The following is a 26,380-nucleotide window of genomic DNA, read 5'->3' on the forward strand; positions in this document are numbered from 1 at the left end:
AGGCCGGATGCCGCCCCTGCTCCGTGCGGCTTGCGCTCCCCGGGCCGGGGGCGCAAGCCGAGGGCCTATTCCGGCCGGTGCTCGGGGCCTCCGAAGTCCGGGCTGGTGTAGTCCGGGCTGCTGAAGCTCGGACGGGAGCCGCCCGACATCCCTTCGTCGGGGCTGCTGAAGCCCGGACGGCCGTAACCGATCTTCGGCAGACGGCCGGTGGGCGCCGGTGGGGCCGGCGCGGGGCCGAGTGCGGCGCGCGTGTCCGGATCGGCGAGGGCCTCGCGCAGGAAAGGCCGGATGCCGCGCTCCAGCAGGGCCTCCTGCCAGGCCTCCTTGGCGCGCTCCACCTCCTCGCTCAGTTCGCCGTACGGGCCGGCCCCCGGGGAGGGCCGGTTGCGCAGGGCGGTGAGCAGGAGGCCGACGGTCGCGACGAGGATCGCGGCCGCGGCCACCGCCCCGAACGTCCACCCGGTGGTGAGCATCGTCGTGGCGAAGGCCGGCTCGGGATCGAGCATCCGCAGGATGTAGCCGACGAGCAGGAAGATCACCGCCGCGGTGCCGGCGAGGACGGGGGTGAGGACGGCGGCGACGGCGACGGCGCCCGCTCCGGCGGCTTCGGCGGCCTGGGCCGCCTCCCCCACGGTGGTGGCGAATCCCATTCCGGTGACGCCCGGCTCACCGGAGCCGGACTCGTGCCCGGCCGAGGAGGGGCTGGACGGTGTCGGACGGCGCAGTTCCTCGCGGACCTTCACGTAGTGCTGGTACTCGGTCGCCGCGGCCGCCGTGATGAGCGCGGAGGCGTTGAGCGCCATGGTGCGCAGCTGTTCGGAGTTGAGCCGCTGTCCCGCGGCGGCCGGTTCCGGGTGGTGTGGTGCGGAGCGCAGCGCCTCGTCGAGGATCCGCTCGTACTCCTGGCGGTCCTCGCTGTGCAGGTGCTGCGGAACGCTGTTCATGTGCATCCCCCGATGCTCCGTAGGGCTTGGGGCTCGCATGCCAACGAGCCGTCGGGCAGAAACGGAGGGGAGCCTGCTACGGATGGACCGATGGTAGAGCGGCGACGGCCCGGGGTAACAGGGGGTTCGCCGAAATTGACCCCGGGCCCACGGCACCGCCGGGCGGGTCCGGCGCGGGCGGAGAGGGACCCGGGAACGGTCAGACGGACAGCGGCAGTTGCTGGACCAGCAGTTTTCCGGCCATCGTCACGCCACCGTCCATCGCGATGGCCAGCCCGTCGGCGTAGACGTGCGGCCCTTCGACCACGGGACGGGTCGATTCCTCGTCGTCCTCGGAGCCGACTTCGCCCAGCAGATACGGAATCGGGCTGTGGCCGTGAACGATGCGGGTGCCGCCGTACGTATCGAGGAGGGAGCGAACGGCGTCGGAGCCTCCCTCGTCGCGGAAGGAGAAGCGCTTGGTGAACTTGCGGAACAGATCCCACACCTCGTCCGCGTCGTTACGCGTGATCGTCTCGCGGACGGTGTCGTTGACCGCCTCGATCGAGTCGCCGTAGTCGAGGTAGGCGGTGGTGTCGGAGTGCACGAGCAGGTGACCGTCGACCTCCTCCATGGCGTCGAGGCGGGCCATCCACTGGAGGTGGTGGTCCTGGAGGCGGTCCATGTCGGACTTCTGGCCGCCGTTGAGCAGCCAGGCCGCCTGGAAGGTGGCGGTGCCCGCACCGGAGTTGACGGGGGTGTCGCCGAACCGCTTGGCCCCGAGCAGGAGCAGTTCGTGGTTGCCCATGAGGGCCTTGCAGTAGCCGCCGGCCGCGGCGGCCTCGGCGGACAGCCGCATCACGAGGTCGATCACCCCGATGCCGTCGGGGCCGCGGTCGGTGAAGTCGCCGAGGAACCACAGCCGGGCGGTGCCCGCGCACCAGTTGCCCGCCGTGTCGACCAGGCCCTTCTCCCGGAGGGCAGCGACCAGTTCCTCGAGGTAGCCGTGCACGTCGCCCACGACGAACAGCGGACCGGGGCCGGCCGCGGCCTGCGGGGCCTGGGCGACGGCCGGGTCGACGGTCACCTGAAGGGTGTCGCCCCGGTTGATGACGGGCAGGTCGCGCTGCGTGGGCGTGTAGCCCTCGGGAGGTTCGAGAGGGTCCTCCAGCGGCGGTACGGCGTTCCCGGGATGCGCGCTGTGGGCGTACGGACCGGTCTCGTGGACGTACGCGGGCACTCGGAAGTCGCGCACCGTCGCCGTACGCTCCACCTCGGGTCCCTGACCGGCCCCCTGAGTCATCAGACCCCTCCACCATCGCGCCGCATCTGCACCGCTTCGGACTGCATGGTCGCCACGGCCCGCGGTGCCGTGCGCCCATCATAGGAACGCGGATCGTGCCGTGTGATGACCCAGGGGTGGTGAATCGGAGCAAGGCTCCTGTTCGCCGCGGCTTTCGCCCCGATTGGGCCGGGCTTCGGCAGTACTCGCTCACCCGGTGCACACCGTGCTCACACCCCCGGCCCACCTGGCGCCGGCCTCGCCGCGCCGTCCGGGAACGTGTCGCGCGACGGAGCGGGACGGGGGCGCGGACCCGGGGCGTTCACCCGTCCGGCGGTTTCCGGGTGGTGCCGGTCGGCCTCACCCCGGCCGCCGTCGGCCGGTTTCCGGGCCCGACGGGCGGGGAGGCGGCCACCGTCGGAACAGGTCTTCTCGACGGGGTCGCCGCCGCGCCCCCTGCCCAGGAACGGAATCGGATCGTCCTGTCTGTCCCGGCTCTCCGCGCCCGCGCACCCGTACACCCCGCCGATCGCCCGCATGTTCCTACTTCTCGTCCGGGACCCGGGGCGGGCTGACCGTCGTGCGCGGCGAACGCCGCTGGGACGAGGTGCGCACGATCAGTTCCGTCGGCACCACCTGCTCGACCGGCCGGTCGGACTCGACGCCCTCGATCGCGTCGATGAGGAGCTGCACCACCGCGGTGCCGATGCGCCGGGGCTTCAGCGACAGCGTGGTGACGGGCGGTTCGGTGTTGGCGTAGACGGTGGACTCGCTGCAGCACACCAGCAGGAGGTCCTCCGGTACGCGCAGGCCGTAGCGGCGGGCGGCGGCGAGGAGATCGGTGCCGTTGGGGTCGAACAGGCCGTAGACGGCGTCGGGACGGTCGGGCCGGGCCAGCAGCCGGTCGGCGGCTACGGCGCCCGCGCACGGATCGTGGGCGGGGTAGGCCTCGTAGACCGGTTCCTGGCCGACGCGCTCGCACCAGTGCAGATACGCGCTGGTCGACAGGTTGGTGTAGGTGTCGGTGGTGGTACCGGTGAGGAGGCCGATGCGGCGGGCGCCGGCGGCGGCCAGGTGGTCGAGGATGTCGAGGACGGCCGCCTCGTGGTCGTTGTCCACCCACGCGGTGACCGGGAGCGGGCCGGCCGGACGCCCGTCGGAGACGACCGGTAACCCCTGCCGGACGAGTTCGCCGACCACCGGATCCTGGTCGGACGGGTCGATGACGACCGTGCCGTCCAGGGCGACGTTCGACCACACGTCGTGGCGCGAGGTCGCGGGGAGGATGACCAGGGCGTAGCCGCGGGCGAGCGCGGCGGAGGTGGCGGCTCGCGCCATCTCGGCGAAGTACGCGAACTCGGTGAAGGTGAAAGGTTCATCCCCGTAGGTGGTCACGGTCAGACCGATGAGGCCCGACTTGCCGGTACGGAGGGTTCTGGCCGCGGCCGAGGGGCGGTAGCCCAGTCGTTCGGCGACCTCGCGGACGTGGCGTCGGGTGGCGTCCGGGAGCCTGCCCTTGCCGTTGAGGGCATCGGAGACGGTCGTGATGGAGACTCCGGCGGCGGCGGCCACGTCCCTGATGCCCGCTCGGCCCGGCCGGTTGCCTCGGCGTGAGGTTTCCGCGCGGCTCACCTGGTGCTTCCCTGCTGCTGTCATGGCGAGCCGATAGTAGGGCTCATCCGGTGGGGTAGGGCGGACGCATATGCACGCGTCGACAGGCACGTTTCTGCATGGCTTTAATGGGTCAACTACCTTGTTTTCCAAGGTTGTTGACTCATTTCATGTCAGGACGTGGTGTGCAGGGAGGGATGAGCCTGCCAAGGCGTCGATGTCTCGAAGAGGTCTCAACTCACCTGCACGAGGGATGCGCGCCACGGCGCGAGCCACCGGCGCGTGGATATGCGTACGGTGCGCCCCCGGCGTGCACGTCTTCGTCCGCCTTCGTGCGGGGATGCCGTTGATGTGGAGGGCGCGTGGTGGTCCGGCACGGGTTTCGCCGGGAGAGGTCCGTCTCCAGCTGTACGCACGCGGGCCGAATCCTCATAAGGTGAGCAGTATTGAGCCGGCGGTGATCACGAGGAGGACTGCGGTGAGCGAGACAAGCCCCAAGCTGCGCGCCGAGCTGGAGGGGATCCCCACCTACAAGCCGGGCAAGCCGGCCGCGACGGGTGGCCCCGTGGCCTACAAGCTGTCCTCCAACGAGAACCCCTATCCGCCGCTGCCTGGCGTGCTGGAGCGCGTCACGGACCTCGCCGGGTCGTTCAACCGCTATCCGGACATGGCGTGCTCGGGCCTGGTGGAGGAGCTGTCCGAGCGCTTCGGCGTACCGGCCTCGCACATCGCCACGGGCACCGGTTCGGTCGGCGTCGCCCAGCAGCTGATCCAGTCGACGGCGGGGCCGGGCGACGAGGTCATCTACGCGTGGCGGTCCTTCGAGGCGTACCCGATCATCACGCAGATCAGCGGTGCGACCTCGGTGCAGGTACCGCTGACGGCCGGCGATGTGCACGACCTGGACGCGATGGCCGACGCCATCACCGAGCGGACCCGGCTGATCTTCGTCTGCAACCCCAACAACCCCACGGGGACCGTGGTACGGCGGGCCGAGCTGGAACGGTTCCTGGACCGGGTACCGGGTGATGTCCTGGTCGTGCTCGACGAGGCCTACCGGGAGTTCGTCCGCGACGCAGAGGTGCCGGACGGTGTCGTGCTGTACCGGGAGCGGCCGAACGTCTGTGTCCTGCGGACGTTCTCGAAGGCGTACGGGCTCGCCGGACTGCGGGTCGGTTTCGCGATCGCCCATGAGCCGGTGGCGGCAGCGCTGCGCAAGACGGCGGTGCCGTTCGGAGTGAGCCAGATCGCACAGGAAGCGGCGATCGCCTCGCTGCAGGCCGAGGACGAGTTGCTCGGCAGGGTCGGTTCCCTGGTCTGCGAGCGCAACCGGGTGGTCGAGGGGCTGCGTGCTCAGGGCTGGACGGTGCCGGAGACCCAGGCCAACTTCGTGTGGCTGAGGCTGGGGGAGCGTACGGCCGCCTTCGCGTCGGCGTGTGAGCAGGCGGGGGTGGTCATCCGGCCGTTCGTGGGCGAGGGCGTTCGGGTCACGGTCGGGGAGACCGAGGCCAACGACATCTTCCTCAAGGCGGCCGAGGTCTTCCGTGAGGATCACTTTTAGGCCTGACCGCTGAGGCGTGCGGAGGGGAGCGAGGAGTCACCTGAGGGTTTGAGGAAGACTCCGTCGCAGGTCACAGTGTTCGGCGTCCCGGTTTCACGTGAAACCGGGACGCCGTTTTTGCGCCAGGGGTCGAGTGGTCCACCTCGGGCGGGTCCGTCGGTCCTCGTGAGGGACCCCCCGCCCATCAAAGATCGAACGGGCATGCGGCATAATTGCTTGTGAATGTGAACGCGTTCACAAGCGTGTCCGGTTGCTCCGATGGCGTGTGTGGCACAAGGGGCAAATCGCCGCTCGCGCGGCTACGTAAGGAGACTGACGACGTGGACCTGGCTCTGGCGCCGGAGACGCTGGCGCGCTGGCAGTTCGGCATCACCACTGTCTACCACTTCCTTTTCGTCCCCCTGACGATTTCGCTCGCGGCGCTCACCGCCGGGTTGCAGACCGCCTGGGTGCGTACCGACAAGGAGAAGTACCTCAGGGCGACGAAGTTCTGGGGCAAGCTCTTTCTGATCAACATTGCGATGGGTGTCGTCACCGGCATCGTGCAGGAGTTCCAGTTCGGCATGAACTGGTCGGACTACTCGCGCTTCGTCGGTGACGTCTTCGGCGCCCCCCTGGCGTTCGAGGCCCTCATAGCCTTCTTCTTCGAGTCCACCTTCATCGGCCTGTGGATCTTCGGCTGGGACAGGCTGCCCAAGAAGATCCACCTGGCCTGCATCTGGATGGTCTCGATCGGCACGCTGCTGTCGGCGTACTTCATCCTCGCGGCCAACTCCTGGATGCAGCACCCCGTCGGTTACCGCATCAACGAGGCGAAGGGCCGCGCGGAGCTCACCGACTTCTGGCGCGTCCTGACGCAGAACACCGCTCTCAACCAGGTCTTCCACAGCTTCTCGGCGGCCTTCCTGACCGGTGGCGCCTTCATGGTGGGTATCGCCGCCTTCCACCTGATGCGCAAGAAGCACATCCCCGAGATGCGGACCTCCCTGCGGCTCGGCCTGGTCACCCTGGCGGTCGGCGGACTGCTCACCGCGGTCAGCGGCGACACCCTCGGCAAGGTCATGTACGAACAGCAGCCGATGAAGATGGCCGCGGCCGAGGCGCTGTGGGACGGCGAGGAGCCCGCACCCTTCTCCGTGTTCGCGTACGGGGACGTCGACGAGGGCCACAACAAGGTCGCTCTGGAGATCCCCGGCCTGCTGTCCTTCCTGGCCCACAGCGACTTCGAGTCGTACGTGCCGGGTATCAACGACACCAACGAAGCGCTCCAGCAGCAGTTCGGACCCGGTGACTACAAGCCCATCGTCCCGGTGGCCTACTGGGGCTTCCGCTGGATGATCGGCTTCGGCATGGCGTCGTTCTCCCTCGGCCTGGCCGGGCTGTGGCTCACCCGCAAGCGGTCCCTGCTGCCGGCCGCCTTGCGGACCGGGGAGGACGAGGTGCCGCATCTGGTCCTGCTGAAGGAGCCCCTCGGGCCGAAGCTCACCCGGCTCTACTGGCTCCTGGCGCTGTGGACCATGGCGTTCCCGCTGATCGCCAACTCCTGGGGCTGGATCTTCACCGAGATGGGCCGCCAGCCCTGGGTCGTGTACGGCGTGATGCAGACGCGGGACGCCGTCTCCCCCGGTGTCTCCCAGGCCGAGGTCCTCACTTCGATGATCACCTTCACCGTGCTCTACGCAGTCCTCGCCGTCGTCGAGGTCAAGCTGCTCGTGAAGTACGTGAAAGCCGGTCCGCCCGAGCTGACCGAGGCCGATCTCAACCCGCCCACGAAGATCGGCGGCGACCCCCGTGACGCCGACAAGCCGATGGCCTTCTCCTACTAGGCCGAGGGAGCTGCACAGTCATGGAACTGCACGACGTCTGGTTCGTCCTCATCGCCGTCCTGTGGATCGGCTACTTCTTCCTGGAGGGCTTCGACTTCGGGGTCGGCATCCTCACCAAACTGCTCGCCCGCGACCGCCCCGAGCGACGGGTGCTCATCAACACCGTCGGACCCGTCTGGGACGGTAACGAGGTGTGGCTCCTCACCGCGGGCGGCGCGACCTTCGCCGCCTTCCCCGAGTGGTACGCCACGCTCTTCTCCGGCTTCTACCTGCCGCTTCTGCTCATCCTGGTCTGTCTCATCGTGCGGGGCGTCGCCTTCGAGTACCGGGCCAAGCGTCCCGAGGAGAGGTGGCAGCGCAACTGGGAGCACGCCATCTTCTGGACCTCGCTCCTCCCCGCCTTCCTGTGGGGCGTGGCCTTCGGCAACATCGTGCGCGGCGTGAAGATCGACCAGGACTTCGAGTACGTCGGCGGTGTCGGAGACCTGCTCAACCCGTACGCGCTGCTCGGCGGTCTGGTGACCCTGACGCTGTTCACCTTCCACGGCGCGGTGTTCACGGCTCTCAAGACCGTCGGCGACATCCGGGAACGGGCGCGGCAGCTCGCGACCAAGGTCGGTCTGGCGACCGCCGTGTGCGCACTGGTCTTCCTGCTGTGGACACAGGTGGAGAGTGGTGACGGCAAGAGCCTCGTGGCCCTGGTGGTGGCCGTCGCCGCCCTGGTCGCAGCGCTCGTGGCGAACCAGGCCGGTCGGGAGGGCTGGTCGTTCGCCCTCTCCGGTCTCACCATCGTGGCCGCCGTCGCGATGCTCTTCCTGACGCTCTTCCCGAACGTCATGCCGTCCTCGCTCGACGCGGACTGGAGCCTCACGGTGACCAACGCCTCGTCGAGCCCGTACACCCTGAAGATCATGACCTGGTGCGCAGGGCTCGCCACGCCGGTCGTCCTGGTGTACCAGGGGTGGACCTACTGGGTCTTCCGCAAGCGGATCGGTACGCAGCACATCGCTGAGGCCGTGCACTGATACCGAGGTGAGGCATGTTTCACGTGAAACGCGCGTTCCGCGTGAAACATGCCTCGTGATGAAAAAGGTGTGTTCCACGTGAAACCGATCGACCCGCGTCTCCTTCGATACGCCCGCGCCACCCGCTTCTTCCTGATGGCGGTCGTCGGCCTGGGTGCTGTCGGAGCGGTGCTGGTGATCGCCCAGGCGATGCTCATCGCCGAGGTGGTGGTCGGCGCGTTCGAGCAGGGCCGACCGGTCGGTGACCTTCGCACGCCGTTGATGTGGTTGGTCGCGGTGGCGGCCGGCCGGGCGCTGGTCTCCTGGCTCACCGAGCTCTCCGCGCACCGTGCGAGCGCCGCGGTGAAGTCGGAGCTGCGGGGCCGGCTGCTGGAACGGGCGGCCCTGCTGGGTCCGGGGTGGCTGAGCGGTCAGCGCACCGGTTCGCTGGTCGCGCTCGCCACCCGGGGGGTGGACGCCCTCGACGACTACTTCTCGCGGTATCTGCCGCAGCTGGGTCTCGCGGTGGTCGTGCCGGTGGCGGTGCTGGCGCGGATCGTGACCGAGGACTGGGTCTCGGCCGCGATCATCGCCGGTACGTTGCCCTTGATTCCCGTCTTCATGGTGCTGATCGGCTGGGCCACGCAGTCGCGGATGGACCGCCAGTGGCGACTGCTGTCCCGGCTGTCCGGGCACTTCCTGGACGTCGTCGCGGGACTGCCCACGCTCAAGGTGTTCGGGCGGGCCAAGGCGCAGGCCGAGTCGATCCGTCGGATCACCGGCGAGTACCGGCAGGCGACCATGCGGACGCTCCGGATCGCCTTCCTCTCGTCGTTCGCGCTGGAGTTGCTGGCGACGCTCTCGGTGGCCCTCGTCGCCGTGACAATCGGCATGCGGCTCGTGCACGGCGAGATGGATCTGTACACCGGTCTGGTCATTCTGGTGCTCGCACCCGAGGCGTATCTCCCGCTGCGGCAGGTCGGGGCCCAGTTCCACGCGGCCGCCGAAGGGCTCGCCGCGGCGGAGGAGATCTTCGAGGTCCTGGAAACACCGATGCCGAGGTCAGGGAAGGACGCGGTGCCGTCGGGTGGCGTGGCCTTCGAGAACGTGACGGTCCGCTACCCCGGACGCTCCGCCGATGCCGTCTCGGACGCGTCCTTCACCGTCGCTCCCGGAGAGACGGTGGCACTCGTCGGGCCCAGCGGTGCGGGCAAGTCGACCCTGCTGAGCGCCCTTCTGGGCTTCGTCCGGCCGGCCGAGGGCCGGGTGAGCGTCGGGGGAGCCGATCTCGCGGACATCGACCTGGAGCAGTGGCGTTCCCGGATCGCCTGGGTGCCGCAGCACCCGCAGCTTTTCGCCGGGACGATCGCCGAGAACGTACGGCTGGCGCGTCCCGACGCCGATGACACCGCCGTACGCCGGGCGCTCGGGGACGCGGGTGCGCTGAGGTTCGTGGACGCGCTGCCGGACGGCGCCGGGACGGTGCTGGGCGAGGACGGGGCCGGGCTGTCCGCCGGCCAGCGCCAGCGGCTCGCGCTGGCACGGGCGTTTCTCGCGGACCGGCCCGTGCTGCTGCTGGACGAGCCCACGGCCGCGCTCGACGGGGAGACCGAGGCAGAGGTCGTGGCGGCCGTACGACGGCTGGCGGTCGGCCGGACGGTCCTGCTGGTGGTGCACCGCCCGGCGCTGCTCGCGGTGGCGGACCGGGTGGTGCGGCTCGAGACGACGGACACGGTGACACGAGGACCTGCGACGGCACCGCGTCAGGGCTCCCGAGCCGTCCTGGACGAAGCCGTGCCCGCCGTCCGGGCGCCGGAGCCGGTACGGGCCGACCCCACCGAGGGCGGGGTCCTTGCCCGGGTCCGGGGTATGGCGGGTGCCCGGCGCGGACGCCTCGGTCTCGCGCTGCTCCTCGGCAGTCTGGCCCTCGGCAGCGCCGTGGGCCTCATGGCCACCTCCGGCTGGCTCATCTCCCGTGCCTCGCAACAGCCGCCGGTCCTCTATCTGATGATGGCCGTGACCGCGACCAGGGCCTTCGGCATCGGACGGGCCGTGTTCCGGTACGCCGAGCGGCTGGTGTCGCACGACGCCGTCCTGCGGATGCTCGCCGACACCCGGGTCGCCGTCTACCGGCGGCTGGAGCGGCTCGCCCCCGCCGGGCTGCGCACCACCCGTCGCGGCGACCTGCTGACGCGCCTCGTCGCCGACGTGGACGCCCTCCAGGACTACTGGCTGCGCTGGCTGCTGCCCGCCGCGTCCGCGGTCGTCGTCTGCGCGGGGTCCGTCGCGTTCACGGCGTGGCTGCTGCCGGAGGCGGGGGCAGTACTCGCCGCGGGGCTGCTCGCGGCCGGGGTGGGCGTCCCGCTGGTCACCGGTGTCGTGGCACGCCGGGCCGAGCACCGGCTGGCCCCCGCGCGAGGTGCGCTCGCCGTCCGCGCGGCCGACCTGCTCACCGGCACCGCCGAACTGACCGTCGCGGGCGCTCTGCCGGCCCGTACGGCCGCGGTCCGGGCGGCGGACTCCGCGCTCACCCGGATCGCCTCGCACGCCGCGACCGCCACCGCGCTCGGCGGCGGGCTGACCGCGCTCGTCTCCGGTCTGACGGTGGCCGGCGCCGCCCTCGTGGGTGCGCAGGCCGTTGACGCGGGACGGCTGAGCGGAGTGACCATGGCCGTGGTCGTCCTGACCCCGCTCGCCGCCTTCGAGGCGGTCATGGGCCTGCCGCTCGCGGTCCAGTACCGCCAGCGGGTGCGCAGGAGCGCGGAGCGCGTGTACGAGGTCCTGGACCTTCCCGAGCCGGTGCGGGAACCGGAGCGGCCCCGCAGGGCGCCCGCTTCGCCGTTCCCGCTCGTCCTCGAAGGTCTGTCGGCCCGCCACGCGGGGCAGGAGCGGGACGCGCTCGCCGGCGTCGACCTCACGGTGGAGCAGGGCCGGAGGATCGCCGTCGTCGGGGCCTCCGGGTCCGGCAAGACGACACTCGCACAGGTGCTGCTGCGCTTCCTGGACCCCCGAGCGGGCTCGTACACACTCGGCGGGGTGGACGCGTGCGCCCTGGACGGGGACGACGTGCGGCGACTGGTCGGGTTGTGTGCACAGGACGCCCACCTCTTCGACAGTTCGGTCCGCGAGAACCTGCTGCTGGCGAAGAAGGACGCCACCGAGGACGACCTGCGGGACGCGCTGGCGCGAGCCCGGCTGCTGGAATGGGCGGACGAACTGCCCGACGGACTCGACACACTCGTCGGCGAGCACGGCGCCCGGCTCTCCGGCGGACAGCGCCAGCGGCTCGCCCTCGCCCGCGCGCTCCTCGCCGACTTCCCCGTCCTGGTGCTCGACGAGCCCGCCGAGCATCTCGACCTGCCGACCGCCGACGCGCTCACGGCGGACCTGCTGGCCGCCACCGAAGGCCGCACCATGCTCCTCATCACCCACCGGCTCGCCGGACTCGACGCGGTGGACGAGGTGGTCGTCCTGGACGGGGGACGGATCGTGCAACGCGGCGCGTACGCGGAACTGGCCCTGGTGGAGGGACCGCTGCGCGAGATGGTCGAGCGTGAGGAGGCGGCTGAGCTGCTGGTGGGGTGAACCCCGCCCCTTCCCGCGGTCGGCGCGGCGGCCGCGCCGCCGTCTCGAGCGAGCGCCCGGCACGGCCCGCACTCGGCCATTCGGAGGCGCCGGTCCCCCAGGCGCATGACCAGAACAGGACCTGAGGCGGTCCGCCGGGACAGGATCGCTGACATGTGCTCATCTCCCCGTCGTCCGCTGCTGGTTCCGGCCCTGTTGTGCGCGGTCCTGACGCTGGTGGCGTTGCCCACGACCGCCGACGGCGAACCGGGCGGTGACGGCTCCGGCGGACCCGGCTCCCGACTCAGCGCACAGGTGGCGCGGCTGTACGAGGAGGCGGCCGTGGCCACCCAGCAGTACCAGGAGGGACGCGTCGAGGCCGGGAAGCAGCGGGCGAAAGCCCAGCGGCTGGAGCAACTCCTCGACCGCGAGCGGCAGGAGATCACCGTGCTGCGTGAGGACCTTGGCCGGATCGCGCGCGCCCAGTACCGCGGCAGCGGAGGACTGCCTGTCGCCGCGCAGCTCGTCCTGTCGAGCAGCCCCGACGCGCTGATGCGGGGTCAGCACGTCCTCTCGCGGACGAATCTGGTGGTGGACAACGCGATCGGCAAGAGCCGGCGGGCCGAGACCCGGCTGGCCGCCGACGAGGCGAGGGCGACGCGGGCACGACAGGCGCTGGAGCGGCACAACGCCGAACTCGCCGCGCTGAAGACGGGCATCGAGCAGAAGCTGGAACAGGCGCGGTGGCAGTTGCAGGGGCAGGCGGACGTCTCGGTCGCCGCCGGTGCCTGCCGTGGCGCCGAGCGGTTCGACCGGCCACCGGCCCATGACCGGCGGGAGTGGGTGGTGCCGGTCGACGGCTACATCCTGTCCGCGAGTTTCGGCAGTGGCGGCGCCCGCTGGGCCAGCCGGCACACCGGTCAGGACTTCGCGGTGCCGATCGGGACGCCGGTGAAGGCGGCCGGCGCGGGCCGTGTGGTGCGGGTGTCGTGCGGCGGGGCCTTCGGCATGGAGATCGTGCTCCAGCACCAGGGCGGCTACTACACGCAGTACGCCCACCTGGCATCGGTGGCCGTCGACCAGGGCGAGAGCGTGTCGGCCGGACAGTGGATCGGGCAGTCGGGCACCAGCGGCAACTCCTCCGGCCCGCATCTGCATTTCGAAGTGCGGGTCACTCCGGACATGGGGTCGGCCGTCGACCCGGTGCCGTGGCTGGCGGCACGCGGGGCACCCGTGAGGTAGTCCCGCAGCGCCTGGTTCAGCCGGAAGCCTGGAGCCGTTCTGCGATCAGGCGCTCGATGACGACGGCTACCCCGTCGTCGTTGTTGGCCACCGTCCTTCCGGAGGCTGCCGCGACCACATCCGGGTGCGCGTTGCCCATGGCGTACGAACGGCCCGCCCAGGTGAGCATTTCGACGTCGTTCGGCATGTCCCCGAACGCGACGACCTCCTCGTGCGAGATGCCCCGCTCCGCGCAGCACAGGGCGAGCGTGCTGGCCTTGGAGACAGCGGGGCCGCTGATCTCCAGCAGTGCGCTGGGGCTGGAGCGGGTGACGTTGGCGCGGTCGCCGATGGCCAGCCGGGCCAGCGTCAGGAAGGCGTCGGGGTCGAGTGTGGGATGGAACGCCAGGATCTTCAGGACCGGCTCACCCGCTCCCGGGGCGTCCGGTGCCAGCAGCTGCTCGGCGGGCGCGAGAGAGTCGGGGACCTCCAGGTGCATCCGGGGATACTCCGGCTCCTGGTAGAAGCCGTACGTCTGCTCGATCGCGTACATGGTCCCGGGCGCCGCCTCGCGCAGCAGCCGTACGGCGTCCAGTGCGTTCTCGCGGGCCAGCTCGCGCACCTTCACGAACCGGTGAGTGCCGGGACCGCCGTGCAGATCGACCACGGCGGCGCCGTTTCCGCAGATCGCCAGGCCGTGTCCGTGGACGTGGTCGCTGACGACGTCCATCCAGCGGGCGGGGCGGCCGGTGACGAAGAAGACCTCGATGCCCGCCTCCTCGGCGGCGGCGAGGGCCTCGACGGTGCGTGGGGACACCGACTTGTCGTCGCGCAGCAGGGTCCCGTCGAGGTCGGTGGCGATCAGCCGCGGCGGGGTGGTGGCGGCCGGGGTCTCGGGCTCTCGCGTTGCTGAGGTCACCCGGTCATTCTCCCGTATCGATGCGCACGACCGTGCGAGAGCCCGCACATATGAGTCACGACGGTCGACACCGCAGGTCGGCGGGGGTGACCGGTAGCGAGGTCAGCGCAGCTGCGCCGGGGCCTCCATGACGATCCGCTCGAAGACCTTCTGGTCCGCGGCGAAGTCGGACTCCGGGATGGGCCAGTGGATGACGATCTCCGTGAAACCGAGCGCCAGGTGGCGGCCCGCGAAGTCCACGAAGGCGTCCAGGGACTCCAGCGGCCGACCCCGGTCCGGAGTGAACCCGGTGAGCAGGATCTTGTCCAGGGTGGTCACGTCCCGGCCGAGCGCCACGCAGGCGTCCGTGAGCTTCTCGACCTGGCCGCGGATGGCCGCGACCGACTGCTCGGGGGTGCCGTTCTCGTACAGCCTGGGGTCGCCGGTGGTCACCCAGGCCTGGCCGTGACGTGCGGCGAGCCTCAGTCCACGCGGACCGGTCGCGGCGACGGCGAAGGGCAGCCGGGGGCGCTGCACGCAGCCGGGGATGTTGCGCGCCTCGTGCGCCGAGTAGAAGTTGCCCTCGTAGGACACCGAGTCCTCGGTGAGCAGCCGGTCCAGGAGGGGCACGAACTCGCCGAAGCGGTCGGCCCGCTCGCGGGGCGTCCACGGTTCCTGTCCGAGGGCGGTGGCGTCGAAGCCCGTGCCGCCCGCGCCGATCCCGAGGGTGACGCGGCCGCCGGAGATGTCGTCCAGCGAGATCAGGTCCTTGGCGAGGGTCACCGGATGCCGGAAGTTCGGCGAGGTCACCAGGGTGCCCAGACGCATTCGCTCGGTGGCGGACGCGGCGGCGGTCAGTGTCGGGATCGCGCCGAACCAGGGGCCGTCCCGAAAACTGCGCCAGGACAGGTGGTCGTAGGTGTACCCGGTGTGGAAGCCGAGTTGCTCGGCGCGCGTCCAGGCCGAGCGGCCGCCCTCGTGCCAGCGTCGGTGCGGGAGGATCACGGTGCTCAGTCGCAGACTCATGTCGTCGAGCGTATGCGGCCGCCGGCGTTTCACGTGAAACCGGCACCGTGCGTGCCGGACGAGCCATGCGGTGAGTCCCCGGACGGCCAGGTGCACAGATCGCGCGGAAGTGGCGGGACCGGGAACGAGAGAAGCTCAGTGCGGGCCGGGAAACCGCAGGTAACGCGGTGGTACGGCTTTCGCCAGCCAGACGCCGTTCGCACTCACGTGAAAGACGTGGCCGTCGCGGTGCATGGCTGCCGCGTCCACGGCGAGCACCACCGGCCGCCCCCGGCGCGCGCCCACCCGGGTCGCGGTCTCGCGGTCGGCGGAGAGGTGCACGTCGTGCCGGTTCATGGGACGCAGTCCCTCGGCCCGGATCGCCTCCAGGTGCCGGGCCACGGTGCCGTGGTAGAGGTACGGCGGCGGGGCCGCCGTCGGGAGGGCGAGGTCCACGTCGACGCTGTGGCCCTGGCTGGCGCGGATGCGTGTGCCCTCGACCGCGAAACGCTTCTTGTCGTTCGTGGCGACGACGTGATCCAGCTCGTCGCGCGTGAAGGGGAAGCCGTGGGCCGCGGCTGCCGCGACGAGCGTCTCGATCTCGACCCAGCCGGCCTCGTCGAGGGTGAGGCCGATGCGCTCGGGCTGGTGGCGCAGGTGCTTCGCGAGGTACTTCGACACCTTCACGGTGCGTCTTTCGTCCATCCGGTCAGCATGACGGGAGAGACGGGGATCACGCATGGAGTTTTGTACCCGATGTTTGATCCACAGCAACGGCAGTTATCCACAAGCGACTTGGCGAATCTGTGGACAACCGCCGTGCCGGTGACGGCGTTCCGTCGCCATCGTTTGATGTCAAAGGATTTGGTGCGACGGGCTCGAAGGGGAGAGCTCCCGAAGGGCTTCGCGACCCTCCCCGCGACCGGTCGGCACGTCCCTCAGAGCCGGGGCTCCACCCGCGCGAGTCGCCTCGACAGCGCCGGAGCGAACCGGGACAGGACGTGGAGAACCCTCGCCTCCGGTGTCACCGGCACCACTGCCTCGTTGCGGACCACCGCACGCAGAATCGCGTCGGCGACCTTCTCCGGAGGGTAGTTGCGCAGCGCGTACAAGCGCGTCGAGCGCTTCTGCCGACGCCTCTCCTCCTCCGTGTCGACACCGACGAACGTCGCCGTCGCGGTGATGCCGGTGTTGACCAGGCCGGGACAGACCGCCGTCACCCCGATGTCCTGTCGGGCGAGCTCGGCACGCAGGCATGCGCTCAGCATCAGCACCGCGGCTTTGGCCGTGCTGTAGGCGGGAAGCGAGCCGGACGGCTGGAAAGCCGCCGCGGAAGCGGTGTTGACGATGTGGCCACCCTGACCGCGTTCCGCCATCTGCCCGCCGAACAGGCGGCAACCGTGGATGACCCCCCACAGGTTGACGTCCAGGACGCGGCGCCAGTCCTCCGCAGTGGTGTCGAGGAACGAACCCGACAGCCCCACGCCCGCATTGTTCACCAGGACGTCCACCACACCGTGTTCGGCGAGCACCTTCGCCGCCAGCTTCTCCATGGCCTGTTCGTCGGAGACGTCCGCCGTCTCCGCCCAGGCACCCGCGGCCCCCAGGAGACGGGCCGTCTCCGCGGTGTGGAGGGCGCTTTCGGTGTCGCGGTCGACCGCCACCACCCGAGCGCCCGCCCCGGCGAACGCGAGCGCCGTCGCCCGTCCGATGCCGCTTCCCGCACCGGTGACCAGCACCAGCTGCCCACCGAACCGCTCGGCGTACGGCCCGTCCGTCCTCGGCCGTGGTTCTGCCTTCCGCGTGTTCCCGCCGCTCTCCGTCGAGTTCACGAACTCCGCGATCCAGGAGGCCAGCTGATCGGGGCGGGTGCGCGGCACCCAGTGCTTCGCCGGGAGCGTCCGGCGCGTCAGCCGGGGAACCCACAGCTCCAGCTCGTCGTACAGCCGCTCGGACAGGAAGGCGTCCCCCAGGGGCGTGATGAGCTGCACGGGCGCGTGCGCGTGGGCGTCCGGGCGCGGACGGCGCAGCCGGGGGCGGACGTTGTCGCGGTACAGCCAGGCACCGTGGGCGGCGTCGGAGGGCAGCGACGGCGTGGGGTACTCGCCGGCGGGGACCTTCTCCAGCCGCCGAAGGATGCCCGGCCAGCGCTTGCCGAGAGGGCCGCGCCAGGCGAGTTCGGGCAGCACGGGGGTGTGGAGCAGATACACGTACCAGGACTTCGCGCCCTGGCCCAGGAGCTGGCCGACGCGGCGCGGAGTGGGCCGGGTGAGACGCTTGTTGATCCAGTGACCGAAGTGGTCGAGGGAGGGGCCGGACATCGACGTGAAGGACGCGATCCTGCCCTTGGTGCGCTCGACCGTGACGAACTCCCAGGACTGCACCGAGCCCCAGTCGTGCCCGACCAGATGCACCGGCCGGTCCGGGCTGACCGCGTCCGCCACCGCCAGGAAGTCGTCCGTCAGCTTCTCCAGGGTGAACCCGCCCCGCAGTGGCCGCGGCGCGCTGGACCGGCCGTGGCCCCGGACGTCGTAGAGGACGACGTGGAAGCGGTCGGCCAGCAGGGGCGCGACCTCGGACCACACCTCCTTGCTGTCCGGATAGCCGTGCACCAGGACGACCGTCGGTCGCCCCGGATCCCCCAGTTCGGCCACGCACAGCTCGATCCCACCGGTTCGTACCCGGCGCTCGCGCGCGCCCTCCAGCATCGTCACTCCGCCTCCGCCTCCGCCGGACGCCGCAGCCGCGGCAGACCGCTCCGGTTCCCGATCCACTTCCGTCAGCTTGTCCCGGAGCGGCCCCACGCGCAGCTCCTCGCCCTGCGTCCGCGCGGCCTCGCGCTCCGTGGCTCCGGCCCTGGACGCCTCCGCCCCGAGCCGCCTCCGTCCGGGCGCGCCCGTCTCGCCGCGCCGGTCCGGCCGGCTGCGGTACGCGTCCGTAACGTGACCCCGCCGAATCTGACACTTGTTAGAGAGAGCGTCAACAGGGTCGACGGGACGCCTGGTTCCCGCGTGGTCTAGATCCCAGGATGGGGAACCCCTACGGGCCCGTACGTCTCGAGTCTGAGACGAGGACAGCTCCACGGTCTGACGACCGGCGTGGTCCACGTCACTATCGTCGAGGACGTGACTGTGATCGCGACCGAAAGCCTGAGCAAGCGGTTCCCCCGGGTGACCGCTCTTGACCGGCTCTCCGTGGACGTCGGGCCCGGTGTGACCGGACTCGTCGGTGCCAACGGGGCCGGCAAGTCCACACTGATCAAGATCCTGCTGGGTCTGTCCCCCGCCTCCGAGGGCCGCGCCGAAGTGCTCGGACTCGACGTCGCGACCGAGGGCGCCGCCATCCGGGAGCGCGTCGGCTACATGCCGGAGCACGACTGCCTGCCGCCCGACGTCTCGGCCACCGAGTTCGTCGTGCACATGGCCCGCATGTCCGGCCTGCCGCCGACCGCCGCGCGCGAGCGCACCGCCGACACCCTGCGCCACGTCGGGCTGTACGAGGAGCGCTACCGTCCCATCGGCGGCTACTCCACGGGCATGAAACAGCGCGTGAAACTCGCCCAGGCGCTGGTCCACGACCCGCAGCTGGTTTTCCTCGACGAGCCGACCAACGGCCTCGACCCGGTCGGCCGCGACGAGATGCTCGGCCTCATCCGCCGCATCCACACCGACTTCGGCATCTCGGTCCTGGTCACCTCCCACCTCCTGGGCGAACTCGAACGCACCTGCGACCACGTCGTCGTCGTCGACGGCGGCAAGCTCCTGCGCTCCAGCTCCACCACCGACTTCACCCAGACCACCACCACCCTCGCCATCGAGGTCACCGACACCGACGAGCACCCGGACGGCACCCGCGCGGTCCGCCAGGAGCTGCACGCGCGCGGGGTCGACGTCCTGGACGCCGAGAGCGGACTGCCCGGTGCGGGACACGTCCTGCTGCTCACCGCACAGGGCGAGGACACCTACGACGTCGTACGGGACGTGGTCGCCGACCTCGGCCTCGGCCTGGTGCGCATGGAACAGCGCCGGCACCACATCTCCGAGGTCTTCCACGACAGTGACGAGCAGCGGAAGGAGGCCGTCGGCCATGGCAGTTGAGCACCCGGTGACCACCCCCTCGGGCGACCAGACCCGCATCCACAACATCGGCTACCGCAGTTACGACGGCCCCCGCCTGGGCCGCGCCTACGCCCGCCGTTCCCTCTACTCGCAGTCCCTGCGCGGCGCCTACGGCCTCGGCCGCTCGGTGAAGTCCAAGGTGCTGCCGATGCTGCTGTTCGTGGTGATGTGCGTGCCCGCGGCCATCATGGTCGCCGTCGCCGTCGCCACGAAGGCCAAGGAACTCCCGCTGGACTACACCCGCTACGCGATCGTCATGCAGGCCGTCATCAGCCTCTACGTCGCCTCGCAGGCCCCCCAGTCCGTCTCGCGCGACCTGCGCTTCAAGACCGTGCCGCTGTACTTCTCCCGGCCGATCGAGACCGCCGACTACGTCCGCGCCAAGTTCGCGGCGCTCGCCTCGGCCCTGTTCGTCCTCACCGCCGCACCCCTGCTGGTGCTCTACGCGGGCGCCCTGCTGGCCAAGCTCGACTTCGCCGACCAGACCGAGGGATTCGCCCAGGGACTCGTCTCCGTGGCACTGTTCTCCCTGCTCCTCGCCGGCCTGGGACTGGTCATCGCGGCGGTCACCCCGCGCCGCGGCTTCGGCATCGCGGCCGTCATCGCCGTCCTGACCATCTCCTACGGCGCCGTCTCCACGCTCCAGGCCATCGCCGACGCCCAGGGCAGCACGGGCGCCATCCCCTGGATCGGCCTGTTCTCGCCGGTCACCCTCATCGACGGCGTGCAGTCGGCGTTCCTCGGCGCCGCTTCCGCCGCTCCGGGCGGGATCGGCCCCTCCTCCGCGGAGGGCGCGGTGTACGTCGTCGTCTGCCTGGGCCTGATCGCCGCGTGCTACGGACTCCTGATGCGCCGCTACAAGAAGGTGGGACTGTGACCACGCTCTCCCTCGACCACGTCTCCCGCTGGTTCGGCAACGTGGTCGCCGTCAACGACATCACCATGACCGTCGGCCCCGGGGTCACCGGCCTGCTCGGTCCCAACGGCGCCGGAAAGTCCACCCTCATCAACATGATGGGCGGCTTCCTCGCCCCCTCCACCGGCACCGTCACCCTCGACGGCCGGCAGGTCTGGCGCAACGAGGACATCTACCGGCACATCGGCATCGTCCCCGAGCGGGAGGCGATGTACGACTTCCTCACCGGCCGCGAGTTCGTCGTCGCCAACGCCGAGCTGCACGGCCTCGGTGCCAAGGCCGCCCAGAAGGCCCTGGCCACGGTCGAGATGGAGTACGCGCAGGACCGCAAGATCGAGACGTACTCCAAGGGCATGCGCCAGCGCGTGAAGATGGCCAGTGCCCTCGTCCACGAGCCCTCGCTGCTCCTGCTGGACGAGCCCTTCAACGGCATGGACCCGCGCCAGCGCATGCAGCTCATGGACCTGCTGCGGCGCATGGGCGACGAGGGCCGCACCGTGCTGTTCTCCTCGCACATCCTCGAAGAGGTCGAGCAGCTGGCCTGGCACATCGAGGTCGTCGTCGCCGGACGCCACGCGGCCAGCGGCGACTTCCGCAAGATCCGCCGGCTGATGACCGACCGCCCGCACCGCTACCTCGTGCGTTCCAGCGACGACCGCGCGCTCGCGGCCGCGCTGATCGCCGACCCGTCGACCTCCGGCATCGAGGTCGACCTCGCCGAGGGGGCGTTGCGCATCCAGGCCGTCGACTTCGGCCGCTTCACCTCGCTGCTGCCGCGCGTCGCCAGGGACCACGGCATCAGGCTGCTCACGGTCTCGCCGTCCGACGAGTCCCTCGAGTCCGTGTTCTCGTACCTGGTCGCGGCGTAGGAGGCCGAAGATGTACGACCCCACAGTCGCCCGACTCACGTACCGGGCCCTGCTCGGCCGACGCCGGGCCCTCATCCTGGGCGCGCTGCCCCTGTTGCTGATCGCGATCTCGGTGGTGGTGCGCGGCCTCGCCGGCGCCGACGACCAGACCGCGTCCGACCTGCTCGGCGGGCTCGCGCTCGCCACCATGGTGCCGATCATCGGCGTCATCGCCGGCACGGGCGCGATCGGGCCCGAGATCGACGACGGTTCCGTGGTGTACCTCCTGTCCAAGCCGCTGAAGCGGCCGACGATCATCTTCACCAAGCTCATCGTGGCCATCGCGGTGACGATGGTGTTCTCGGCGCTGCCCACCCTGATCGCCGGGTTCGTCCTCAACGGCAACGGACAGCAGATCGCCGTCGCCTACACGGTCGCCGCACTGGTGTCCTCCATCGCCTACGCGGCGCTGTTCCTGCTGCTGGGCACGGTGTCCCGGCACGCGGTGGTCTTCGGCCTCGTCTACGCCCTGGTGTGGGAGGCGCTGTTCGGTTCGCTGGTGCCGGGCGCGCGCACGCTCAGCGTCCAGCAGTGGTCGCTGGCCGTCGCCGACAAGGTCGCCGGCGGTGACCTGATCACCTCGGACGTCGGACTGACCACGGCGACCGTCCTGCTGGTGGCGGTGACGGTGCTGGCCACCTGGTACGCGGGACAGAAGCTGCGGGCGCTGACACTGGCGGGGGAGGAGTAGGCGGCGCGTCCCCGCCAGGCCCTTCGAGGGACGCTGACGGGGGTCCGATCTCCGCCCGGGCACACCGGGCGGACGGACAGAGGCCGTGAGGACGGCGGGAGGCCGGGACGGTGGACGGGGCGGCGCGGTTCGGCGGTCGTGAACGCGGGGCCGACCGCGGGCGGTCGGGGGTCGGCACGCCAGACCGGGCTGCGGACCGGTCCTCGGAGCGGCCCTCGTCGGACCGGCACCCTCGGGACCGGGCCGCGGACCGGTTCGGGGACCGGTCCGGGTACCCGGCTGCGGGGCAGGAGCCGGACGGCGGCTGGGGCGATGTCGTTCTCGACGAGGACTTCGTACGGGCCGCCGAGACCTCCGAGCCGTCCGCCCGTGCCCGGATGCCCGCCGCGCGCCGGAGCGCGCAGGCGCCCGAGCCCCGACCGTGGCGCTCGGCCGAGCCGCCGGCAGGGTGGCTCTTCAGCAAGCCACGTCGGTGCCGGTGACGCCGCGGGGAGAGCGGCGTCCAGCCGATCCGGTCCGTCCGGACACCGGACCCGGCGAATCCCGCTATTCGTGCATTTGTTTTATTCAGTGGCGTCCCTCTCGGCCCGCGGGCAGGATGGTTGTCGTCCGCAGCGCCGGTGAGCACGGCGCCACATGCTGGGAGAGGAGCAGGGCGATGTCCATGCACGGCAGTACGTCCGGCTCCCGACAGGGCAGCCGAGGGCGGTCTCCGGAGTAGTCACCTCTCCAGGGAGTCCGCCCCGCACGGGGAACTGCCCGGGGCGGCCGCTTCGAGCACGCGATGTCGCTCTCGCGTGGGCCGCCCACCCGGAGGATTGGCCGAGTGGTAAGGCACCGGCTTGCTAAGCCGTGGTCGGGGGGAACCCCGCGCACGTTCGATCCGTGCATCCTCCGCAGGACGTCGTCCCTTCGACCGGGCCGAGGGCTTCGGCCGGGGTACGTCGAGAAGCCCGGCGGGTTGCCTCCCCGCAGCCCGCAGCCCCGTCGGGCTGCGACCGCCGCCGCTGCCGGGCAGGTGGCCCGGTCGGGCGCGGGCAGGGGGTGGCTGGTCGCGCAGTTCGCCGCGCCCCTGATCGCCTGCGGCGATCCCCCTCGCAGCCCTCGTGTGACGGAGCCTTGCCGTCAGCCCGTCAGCCCGTCAGCCCGTCAGCCCGTCAGCCCGTCAGCCCGTCAGCCCGTCAGCCCGTCAGGCCTGCCGCCCGGCCGTGTGCTTCGCCGTGCCTACGCCAGGAGCTTTTCCAGCACCACCGCGATGCCGTCCTCCTCGTTGGAGGTGGTCACTTCGTCGGCCACCGCTTTCAGCTCCTGGTGGGCGTTGGCCATGGCCACGCTCCTGGCGGACCAGGCGAACATGGGGATGTCGTTGGGCATGTCGCCGAAGGCGATCGTGTCGGCGGCCTTCAGGCCCAGGCGGCGGGCCGCCAGGGAGAGACCGGTGGCCTTGGACAGGCCGAGGGGGAGCAGTTCCACGATTCCCGCGCCGGCCATCGCCACCGAGACGAAGCCGCCCGCGGTCTGACGGGCCGCCTCGGCCAGCTCGTCGTCCGACAGCTCGGGGTGCTGTATGTAGATCTTGTTCAGCGGGGCCGCCCAGAGGTCCGACGCGTCGGTGAACGGCGTCGAGGGGAGCGTCTCGGTGACCGCGTAACCGGGGCCGACGAGCACCTCGCCGTCCAGCCCGTCCCGGCTCGCCGCCAGGTACAGCGGGCCCACCTCGGCCTCGATCTTGGCCAGTGCCACCCCGGCCAGCTGCCGGTCCAGGGTCACCGAGGTCAGCAGGCGGTGCGCGCCGGCGTCGTAGACCTGGGCGCCCTGACCGCAGACCGCGAGGCCGTCGTAGCCGAGGTCGTCGAGGATGTGCCGGGTCCACGGGACGCCGCGGCCGGTCACCACGATGTGGGACGCGCCCGCCGCGGTGGCCGCGGCGAGGGCGTCACGGGTGCGGAGGGAGACCGACTCGTCGGAGCGCAGCAGCGTCCCGTCGAGGTCGGTCGCGATCAGCCGGTACGGGAACCCCGGGGCGGCCTCGCTCACTTGGCCACCGGCTCCAGGACTTCCCGGCCGCCCAGGTAGGGCCGCAGCACCTCGGGCACGCGCACGGAGCCGTCGGCCTGCTGGTGGTTCTCCAGGATCGCCACGATGGTGCGCGGGACGGCGCACAGAGTGCCGTTGAGCGTGGCCAGCGGGCGGACCTGCTTCCCCTCGCGGACGCGGATCGACAGGCGGCGGGACTGGAACTCGGTGCAGTCCGACGTCGAGGTCAGTTCGCGGTACTTGCCCTGCGTCGGGATCCAGGCCTCGCAGTCGAACTTGCGGGCGGCCGAGGAACCGAGGTCACCGGAGGCGACGTCGATCACGCGGAACGGCAGCTCCAGCGAGCTCAGCCACTGCTTCTCCCACGCCAGCAGGCGCTGGTGCTCGGCCTGCGAGTCCTCCGGAGCGACGTAGGAGAACATCTCCACCTTGTCGAACTGGTGGACGCGGAAGATGCCCTTGGTGTCCTTGCCGTGCGAGCCGGCCTCGCGGCGGAAGCACGGGGAGAAGCCGGCGTACCGCAACGGCAGCCGCTCGGCGTCGATGATCTCGTCCATGTGGTACGCGGCGAGGGCGACCTCGGAGGTGCCGACCAGGTAGAGATCGTCCTGGTCGAGGTGGTAGACGTCCTGGGCTGCCTGGCCGAGGAAGCCGGTGCCCGCCATGGACTGCGGGCGGACCAGGGCCGGGGTCAGCATCGGCGTGAAGCCGGCCGCCGTGGCCTGGGCGATCGCCGCGTTGACCAGGGCCAGCTCCAGCAGTGCGCCGACGCCGGTGAGGAAGTAGAACCGCGAACCGGAGACCTTGGCGCCGCGCTCGACGTCGATGGCGCCCAGCAGCCGGCCGAGCTCCAGGTGGTCCTTGGGCTCGAAGCCCTCGGCGCCGAAGTCGCGGATCGTGCCGTGCGTCTCCAGCTCGACGAAGTCCTCCTCGCCGCCCACGGGCACCTCGGGGTGCACGAGGTTGCTGAGCCGGAGGACGAGCTCCTGGGTCTCGGTGTCGGCGGCGTCGCGCTCGGCGTCGGCGGCCTTGACGTCCGCGGCGAGCTGGCTCGCCTTCTTCAGGAGCTCGGCCTTCTCGTCCGGAGCGGCCTTGGGGATGAGCTTGCCGAGCGCCTTCTGCTCGGCTCGCAGCTCGTCGAAGCGGACGCCGGACGACCTGCGCCGCTCGTCGGCAGACAGGAGAGCGTCGACGAGCGCGACGTCCTCTCCACGGGCGCGCTGGGACGCGCGCACACGGTCGGGGTCCTCACGGAGCAGGCGAAGGTCAATCACGTGGTCAAGGCTACCGGTGTGGGGTGACGGCTCACGACTCACTATTGCGGAACACGCCTCACGGTCCGCTATGAGGCAAATGCCCTGGGAGTTCCCGTGTGCGGGCCGGACGGGACGGCGTCGCGGCGCCGTGGTCGGGCGTGGACTCGACTTCCCTCTGCGGAGCGGTACTTGAAGGCGGTTGTCCACAGGGGTGCATGCTCTCGAAAAGTTATCCACAGGCTGTGCGAAAGATCTGTGGATATCGGAATCGATCATTCCGGTAAGTGTTCGGCGGGGTGAATTCCTTGGCCAAACCCCTTCCGCGCTCACTTTCAGGTGGAAAAGGGTCACTCCAAAGGGTTGATCGAAGGAAATGGATGGACGAAGAGAGGCGCGGCGCGCGGAGTGCCGACCGGGAGGCCCTAGGGGTATTTGTCGACTGAACGGTGCTTCGGTGTCGACTTGTCCCCAGGTCGAGATGAGGCCCTGTGGATAACCTCTGTGGATAACGAAGATATGCAGGTAGGACCGGCCCGACGCGGTTCAGAACCGGCCGTCCTGGCAGCGCGTGACCCATTCCGCCGCCGCCATGAACTCGCCCTCCGAGGTCCCCGGCAGTGGTGCCCGCACCTGCGCCGCGGTCACGTCCGCACGCGGGTACGAGCCGAGGAAGCGGACGTCTCGGCAGATGCGCTTCAGCCCCATGAGCGCCTCCGCCATCCTGCGCTCGGAGATGTGACCGGCCGCGTCGATGCAGAAGCAGTAGTTGCCGATCCCGGCGCCGGTCGGCCGCGACTGGAGCACCATGAGGTTGATGCCACGGGTGGCGAACTCGCCCAGCAGGTCGCGCAGCCCGCCCGGATGGTCGTCGCGCTGCCACAGCACGACGGACGTCTTGTCGGCGCCGGTCGGCGCGGCGGGCCGGGCCGGCCGGCCCACCAGCACGAAACGCGTCTGCGCGTTCTCCGCGTCGTGGATCTCCGTCTCCAGCGCCTCGAGGCCGTACCGGGCGGCCGCGAACTCACCCGCGAAGGCGGCGTCGTAACGGCCCTCGCGCACCAGGCGCGCGGCGTCCGCGTTCGAGGCCGCCGACTCCCACACGGCGTCGGGAAGGTTGGCCTTGAGCCAGTTGCGCACCTGCGGCTGCGCGGCCGGGTGGGCCGAGACCGTCTTGATCTCGGACAGCTTCGTGCCCGGCTTGACCAGCAGCGCGAAGGTGATCGACAGCAGGACCTCGCGGTAGATCATCAACGGCGTGCCCGCGACCAGTTCGTCGAGGGTCGTGGTGATGCCGCCCTCGACCGAGTTCTCGATCGGCACGAACGCCGCCTCGGTCTCGCCGGTCCGGACCGCGTCGAGGGCGGACTGCACGGACACGTACGGAATCAGCTGCCGGGTGGCCGCCTCCGGAAGCGTGCGCAGGGCGACCTCCGTGAAGGTGCCCTCGGGGCCGAGATACGCATAGCTCGCTGGCATGGCCTCACCCTAATGGGCCTTGCGGGGCGAGGAGCCGGCGTCTCACGGGTGCCCCTCACGCGAGTGAACCGGCGTGACCCGTC

At 70.8% G+C, this 26,380-nt stretch carries 19 protein-coding genes and 1 tRNA gene; 10 read left to right on the forward strand and 10 right to left on the reverse strand.

Features of this window, described 5'->3' with window-relative positions:
* Positions 1 to 65: 65 nt before the first annotated feature.
* The 3 genes from ACF09K_RS10490 to ACF09K_RS10500 all read right to left on the reverse strand — a co-directional run bounded on the left by ACF09K_RS10490 (position 66) and on the right by ACF09K_RS10500 (position 3,861).
* On the reverse strand, positions 66 to 950 hold the full coding sequence (locus tag ACF09K_RS10490) for a hypothetical protein (protein ID WP_392242228.1): 885 nt from the start codon (positions 948 to 950) through the stop codon (positions 66 to 68).
* 193 nt (positions 951 to 1,143) lie between these two features.
* Entirely contained in the window at positions 1,144 to 2,226 is a 1,083-nt protein-coding gene (locus tag ACF09K_RS10495) for a metallophosphoesterase (RefSeq protein ID WP_392242230.1), read from the reverse strand.
* 522 nt (positions 2,227 to 2,748) lie between these two features.
* On the reverse strand, positions 2,749 to 3,861 hold the full coding sequence (locus ACF09K_RS10500) for a LacI family DNA-binding transcriptional regulator (protein ID WP_392242231.1): 1,113 nt from the start codon (positions 3,859 to 3,861) through the stop codon (positions 2,749 to 2,751).
* A gap of 433 nt (positions 3,862 to 4,294) precedes the next feature.
* On the opposite strand from ACF09K_RS10500, the gene hisC reads away from it, so the two are divergent.
* The 5 genes from hisC to ACF09K_RS10525 all read left to right on the forward strand — a co-directional run bounded on the left by hisC (position 4,295) and on the right by ACF09K_RS10525 (position 13,013).
* Positions 4,295 to 5,377 (forward strand): histidinol-phosphate transaminase, encoded by a 1,083-nt coding sequence (gene hisC / locus ACF09K_RS10505; RefSeq protein WP_392242233.1) that lies wholly within the window; start codon positions 4,295 to 4,297, stop codon positions 5,375 to 5,377.
* Between the two features lie 320 nt (positions 5,378 to 5,697).
* Positions 5,698 to 7,203: a cytochrome ubiquinol oxidase subunit I gene (locus ACF09K_RS10510; protein ID WP_392242234.1), complete on the forward strand. Its 1,506-nt coding sequence runs from the start codon at positions 5,698 to 5,700 to the stop codon at positions 7,201 to 7,203.
* Positions 7,204 to 7,223: 20 nt separating this feature from the next.
* The gene (cydB, locus tag ACF09K_RS10515) at positions 7,224 to 8,228 is read left to right on the forward strand and encodes a cytochrome d ubiquinol oxidase subunit II (protein ID WP_392242236.1); all 1,005 of its coding nucleotides are present in this window, start codon (positions 7,224 to 7,226) and stop codon (positions 8,226 to 8,228) included.
* Between the two features lie 78 nt (positions 8,229 to 8,306).
* The gene (gene cydD, locus ACF09K_RS10520) at positions 8,307 to 11,792 is read left to right on the forward strand and encodes a thiol reductant ABC exporter subunit CydD (protein ID WP_392242238.1); all 3,486 of its coding nucleotides are present in this window, start codon (positions 8,307 to 8,309) and stop codon (positions 11,790 to 11,792) included.
* A 153-nt stretch (positions 11,793 to 11,945) separates the two neighbouring features.
* The gene (locus ACF09K_RS10525; protein WP_392242239.1) at positions 11,946 to 13,013 is read left to right on the forward strand and encodes a peptidoglycan DD-metalloendopeptidase family protein; all 1,068 of its coding nucleotides are present in this window, start codon (positions 11,946 to 11,948) and stop codon (positions 13,011 to 13,013) included.
* A 16-nt stretch (positions 13,014 to 13,029) separates the two neighbouring features.
* Here the strand turns inward: ACF09K_RS10525 and ACF09K_RS10530 are convergent, their stop codons facing one another.
* The 4 genes from ACF09K_RS10530 to ACF09K_RS10545 form a co-directional block, all read right to left on the reverse strand.
* Positions 13,030 to 13,911, reverse strand: a complete 882-nt coding sequence (locus ACF09K_RS10530) for an HAD-IIB family hydrolase (RefSeq protein WP_392242241.1) — start codon at positions 13,909 to 13,911, stop codon at positions 13,030 to 13,032.
* Positions 13,912 to 14,013: 102 nt separating this feature from the next.
* Complete coding sequence (locus ACF09K_RS10535) at positions 14,014 to 14,916, reverse strand: LLM class flavin-dependent oxidoreductase (RefSeq protein ID WP_392242243.1); 903 nt, start codon at positions 14,914 to 14,916, stop codon at positions 14,014 to 14,016.
* A 135-nt stretch (positions 14,917 to 15,051) separates the two neighbouring features.
* Positions 15,052 to 15,600 (reverse strand): RNA 2'-phosphotransferase, encoded by a 549-nt coding sequence (locus ACF09K_RS10540; protein ID WP_392242245.1) that lies wholly within the window; start codon positions 15,598 to 15,600, stop codon positions 15,052 to 15,054.
* A gap of 233 nt (positions 15,601 to 15,833) precedes the next feature.
* On the reverse strand, positions 15,834 to 17,603 hold the full coding sequence (locus ACF09K_RS10545; protein WP_392242451.1) for an SDR family oxidoreductase: 1,770 nt from the start codon (positions 17,601 to 17,603) through the stop codon (positions 15,834 to 15,836).
* A gap of 423 nt (positions 17,604 to 18,026) precedes the next feature.
* On the opposite strand from ACF09K_RS10545, the gene ACF09K_RS10550 reads away from it, so the two are divergent.
* The 5 genes from ACF09K_RS10550 (at position 18,027) to ACF09K_RS10570 (ending at position 22,425) form a co-directional block, all read left to right on the forward strand.
* On the forward strand, positions 18,027 to 18,992 hold the full coding sequence (locus tag ACF09K_RS10550; protein WP_392242453.1) for an ABC transporter ATP-binding protein: 966 nt from the start codon (positions 18,027 to 18,029) through the stop codon (positions 18,990 to 18,992).
* The gene (locus tag ACF09K_RS10555; RefSeq protein ID WP_392242247.1) at positions 18,982 to 19,890 is read left to right on the forward strand and encodes an ABC transporter permease; all 909 of its coding nucleotides are present in this window, start codon (positions 18,982 to 18,984) and stop codon (positions 19,888 to 19,890) included. Before ACF09K_RS10550 ends, ACF09K_RS10555 begins: the two co-directional genes overlap by 11 nt.
* Positions 19,887 to 20,798 carry an ABC transporter ATP-binding protein gene (locus tag ACF09K_RS10560; protein ID WP_392242249.1) on the forward strand — a complete coding sequence of 304 codons (912 nt, stop codon included), beginning with the start codon at positions 19,887 to 19,889 and terminating at the stop codon, positions 20,796 to 20,798. Before ACF09K_RS10555 ends, ACF09K_RS10560 begins: the two co-directional genes overlap by 4 nt.
* A gap of 10 nt (positions 20,799 to 20,808) precedes the next feature.
* Positions 20,809 to 21,528, forward strand: a complete 720-nt coding sequence (locus tag ACF09K_RS10565; RefSeq protein WP_392242251.1) for an ABC transporter permease subunit — start codon at positions 20,809 to 20,811, stop codon at positions 21,526 to 21,528.
* 812 nt (positions 21,529 to 22,340) lie between these two features.
* A tRNA-Ser gene (locus tag ACF09K_RS10570) sits at positions 22,341 to 22,425 on the forward strand.
* A 327-nt stretch (positions 22,426 to 22,752) separates the two neighbouring features.
* Here ACF09K_RS10570 and ACF09K_RS10575 read toward each other — a convergent pair.
* The 3 genes from ACF09K_RS10575 to pheA form a co-directional block, all read right to left on the reverse strand.
* Positions 22,753 to 23,565 (reverse strand): HAD family hydrolase, encoded by an 813-nt coding sequence (locus ACF09K_RS10575; protein ID WP_392242252.1) that lies wholly within the window; start codon positions 23,563 to 23,565, stop codon positions 22,753 to 22,755.
* Positions 23,562 to 24,839 (reverse strand): serine--tRNA ligase, encoded by a 1,278-nt coding sequence (gene serS, locus ACF09K_RS10580; RefSeq protein ID WP_392242254.1) that lies wholly within the window; start codon positions 24,837 to 24,839, stop codon positions 23,562 to 23,564. The genes ACF09K_RS10575 and serS overlap by 4 nt, the downstream gene beginning before the upstream one ends.
* Before the next feature lie 525 nt (positions 24,840 to 25,364).
* Complete coding sequence (pheA, locus tag ACF09K_RS10585; RefSeq protein ID WP_392242255.1) at positions 25,365 to 26,297, reverse strand: prephenate dehydratase; 933 nt, start codon at positions 26,295 to 26,297, stop codon at positions 25,365 to 25,367.
* Between the last annotated feature and the right edge of the window lie 83 nt (positions 26,298 to 26,380).

Origin of the sequence: Streptomyces sp. NPDC014882 (genome assembly GCF_043081325.1) — a bacterium.
In the GTDB taxonomy this organism is placed as follows: Bacteria; Actinomycetota; Actinomycetes; order Streptomycetales; family Streptomycetaceae; genus Streptomyces.

What these genes read in the sequence shown, in the direction of transcription:
- ACF09K_RS10490 (WP_392242228.1), bottom strand. Translation starts at nt 950, where the DNA reads ATGCACATGAACAGCGTTCCGCAGCACCTGCACAGCGAGGACCGCCAG.
- ACF09K_RS10495 (WP_392242230.1), bottom strand. Translation starts at nt 2,226, where the DNA reads ATGACTCAGGGGGCCGGTCAGGGACCCGAGGTGGAGCGTACGGCGACG.
- ACF09K_RS10500 (WP_392242231.1), bottom strand. Translation starts at nt 3,861, where the DNA reads ATGACAGCAGCAGGGAAGCACCAGGTGAGCCGCGCGGAAACCTCACGC.
- cydB (WP_392242236.1), top strand. Translation starts at nt 7,224, where the DNA reads ATGGAACTGCACGACGTCTGGTTCGTCCTCATCGCCGTCCTGTGGATC.
- ACF09K_RS10525 (WP_392242239.1), top strand. Translation starts at nt 11,946, where the DNA reads ATGTGCTCATCTCCCCGTCGTCCGCTGCTGGTTCCGGCCCTGTTGTGC.
- ACF09K_RS10535 (WP_392242243.1), bottom strand. Translation starts at nt 14,916, where the DNA reads ATGAGTCTGCGACTGAGCACCGTGATCCTCCCGCACCGACGCTGGCAC.
- ACF09K_RS10540 (WP_392242245.1), bottom strand. Translation starts at nt 15,600, where the DNA reads ATGGACGAAAGACGCACCGTGAAGGTGTCGAAGTACCTCGCGAAGCAC.
- ACF09K_RS10545 (WP_392242451.1), bottom strand. Translation starts at nt 17,603, where the DNA reads ATGCTGGAGGGCGCGCGCGAGCGCCGGGTACGAACCGGTGGGATCGAG.
- ACF09K_RS10555 (WP_392242247.1), top strand. Translation starts at nt 18,982, where the DNA reads ATGGCAGTTGAGCACCCGGTGACCACCCCCTCGGGCGACCAGACCCGC.
- ACF09K_RS10565 (WP_392242251.1), top strand. Translation starts at nt 20,809, where the DNA reads ATGTACGACCCCACAGTCGCCCGACTCACGTACCGGGCCCTGCTCGGC.
- pheA (WP_392242255.1), bottom strand. Translation starts at nt 26,297, where the DNA reads ATGCCAGCGAGCTATGCGTATCTCGGCCCCGAGGGCACCTTCACGGAG.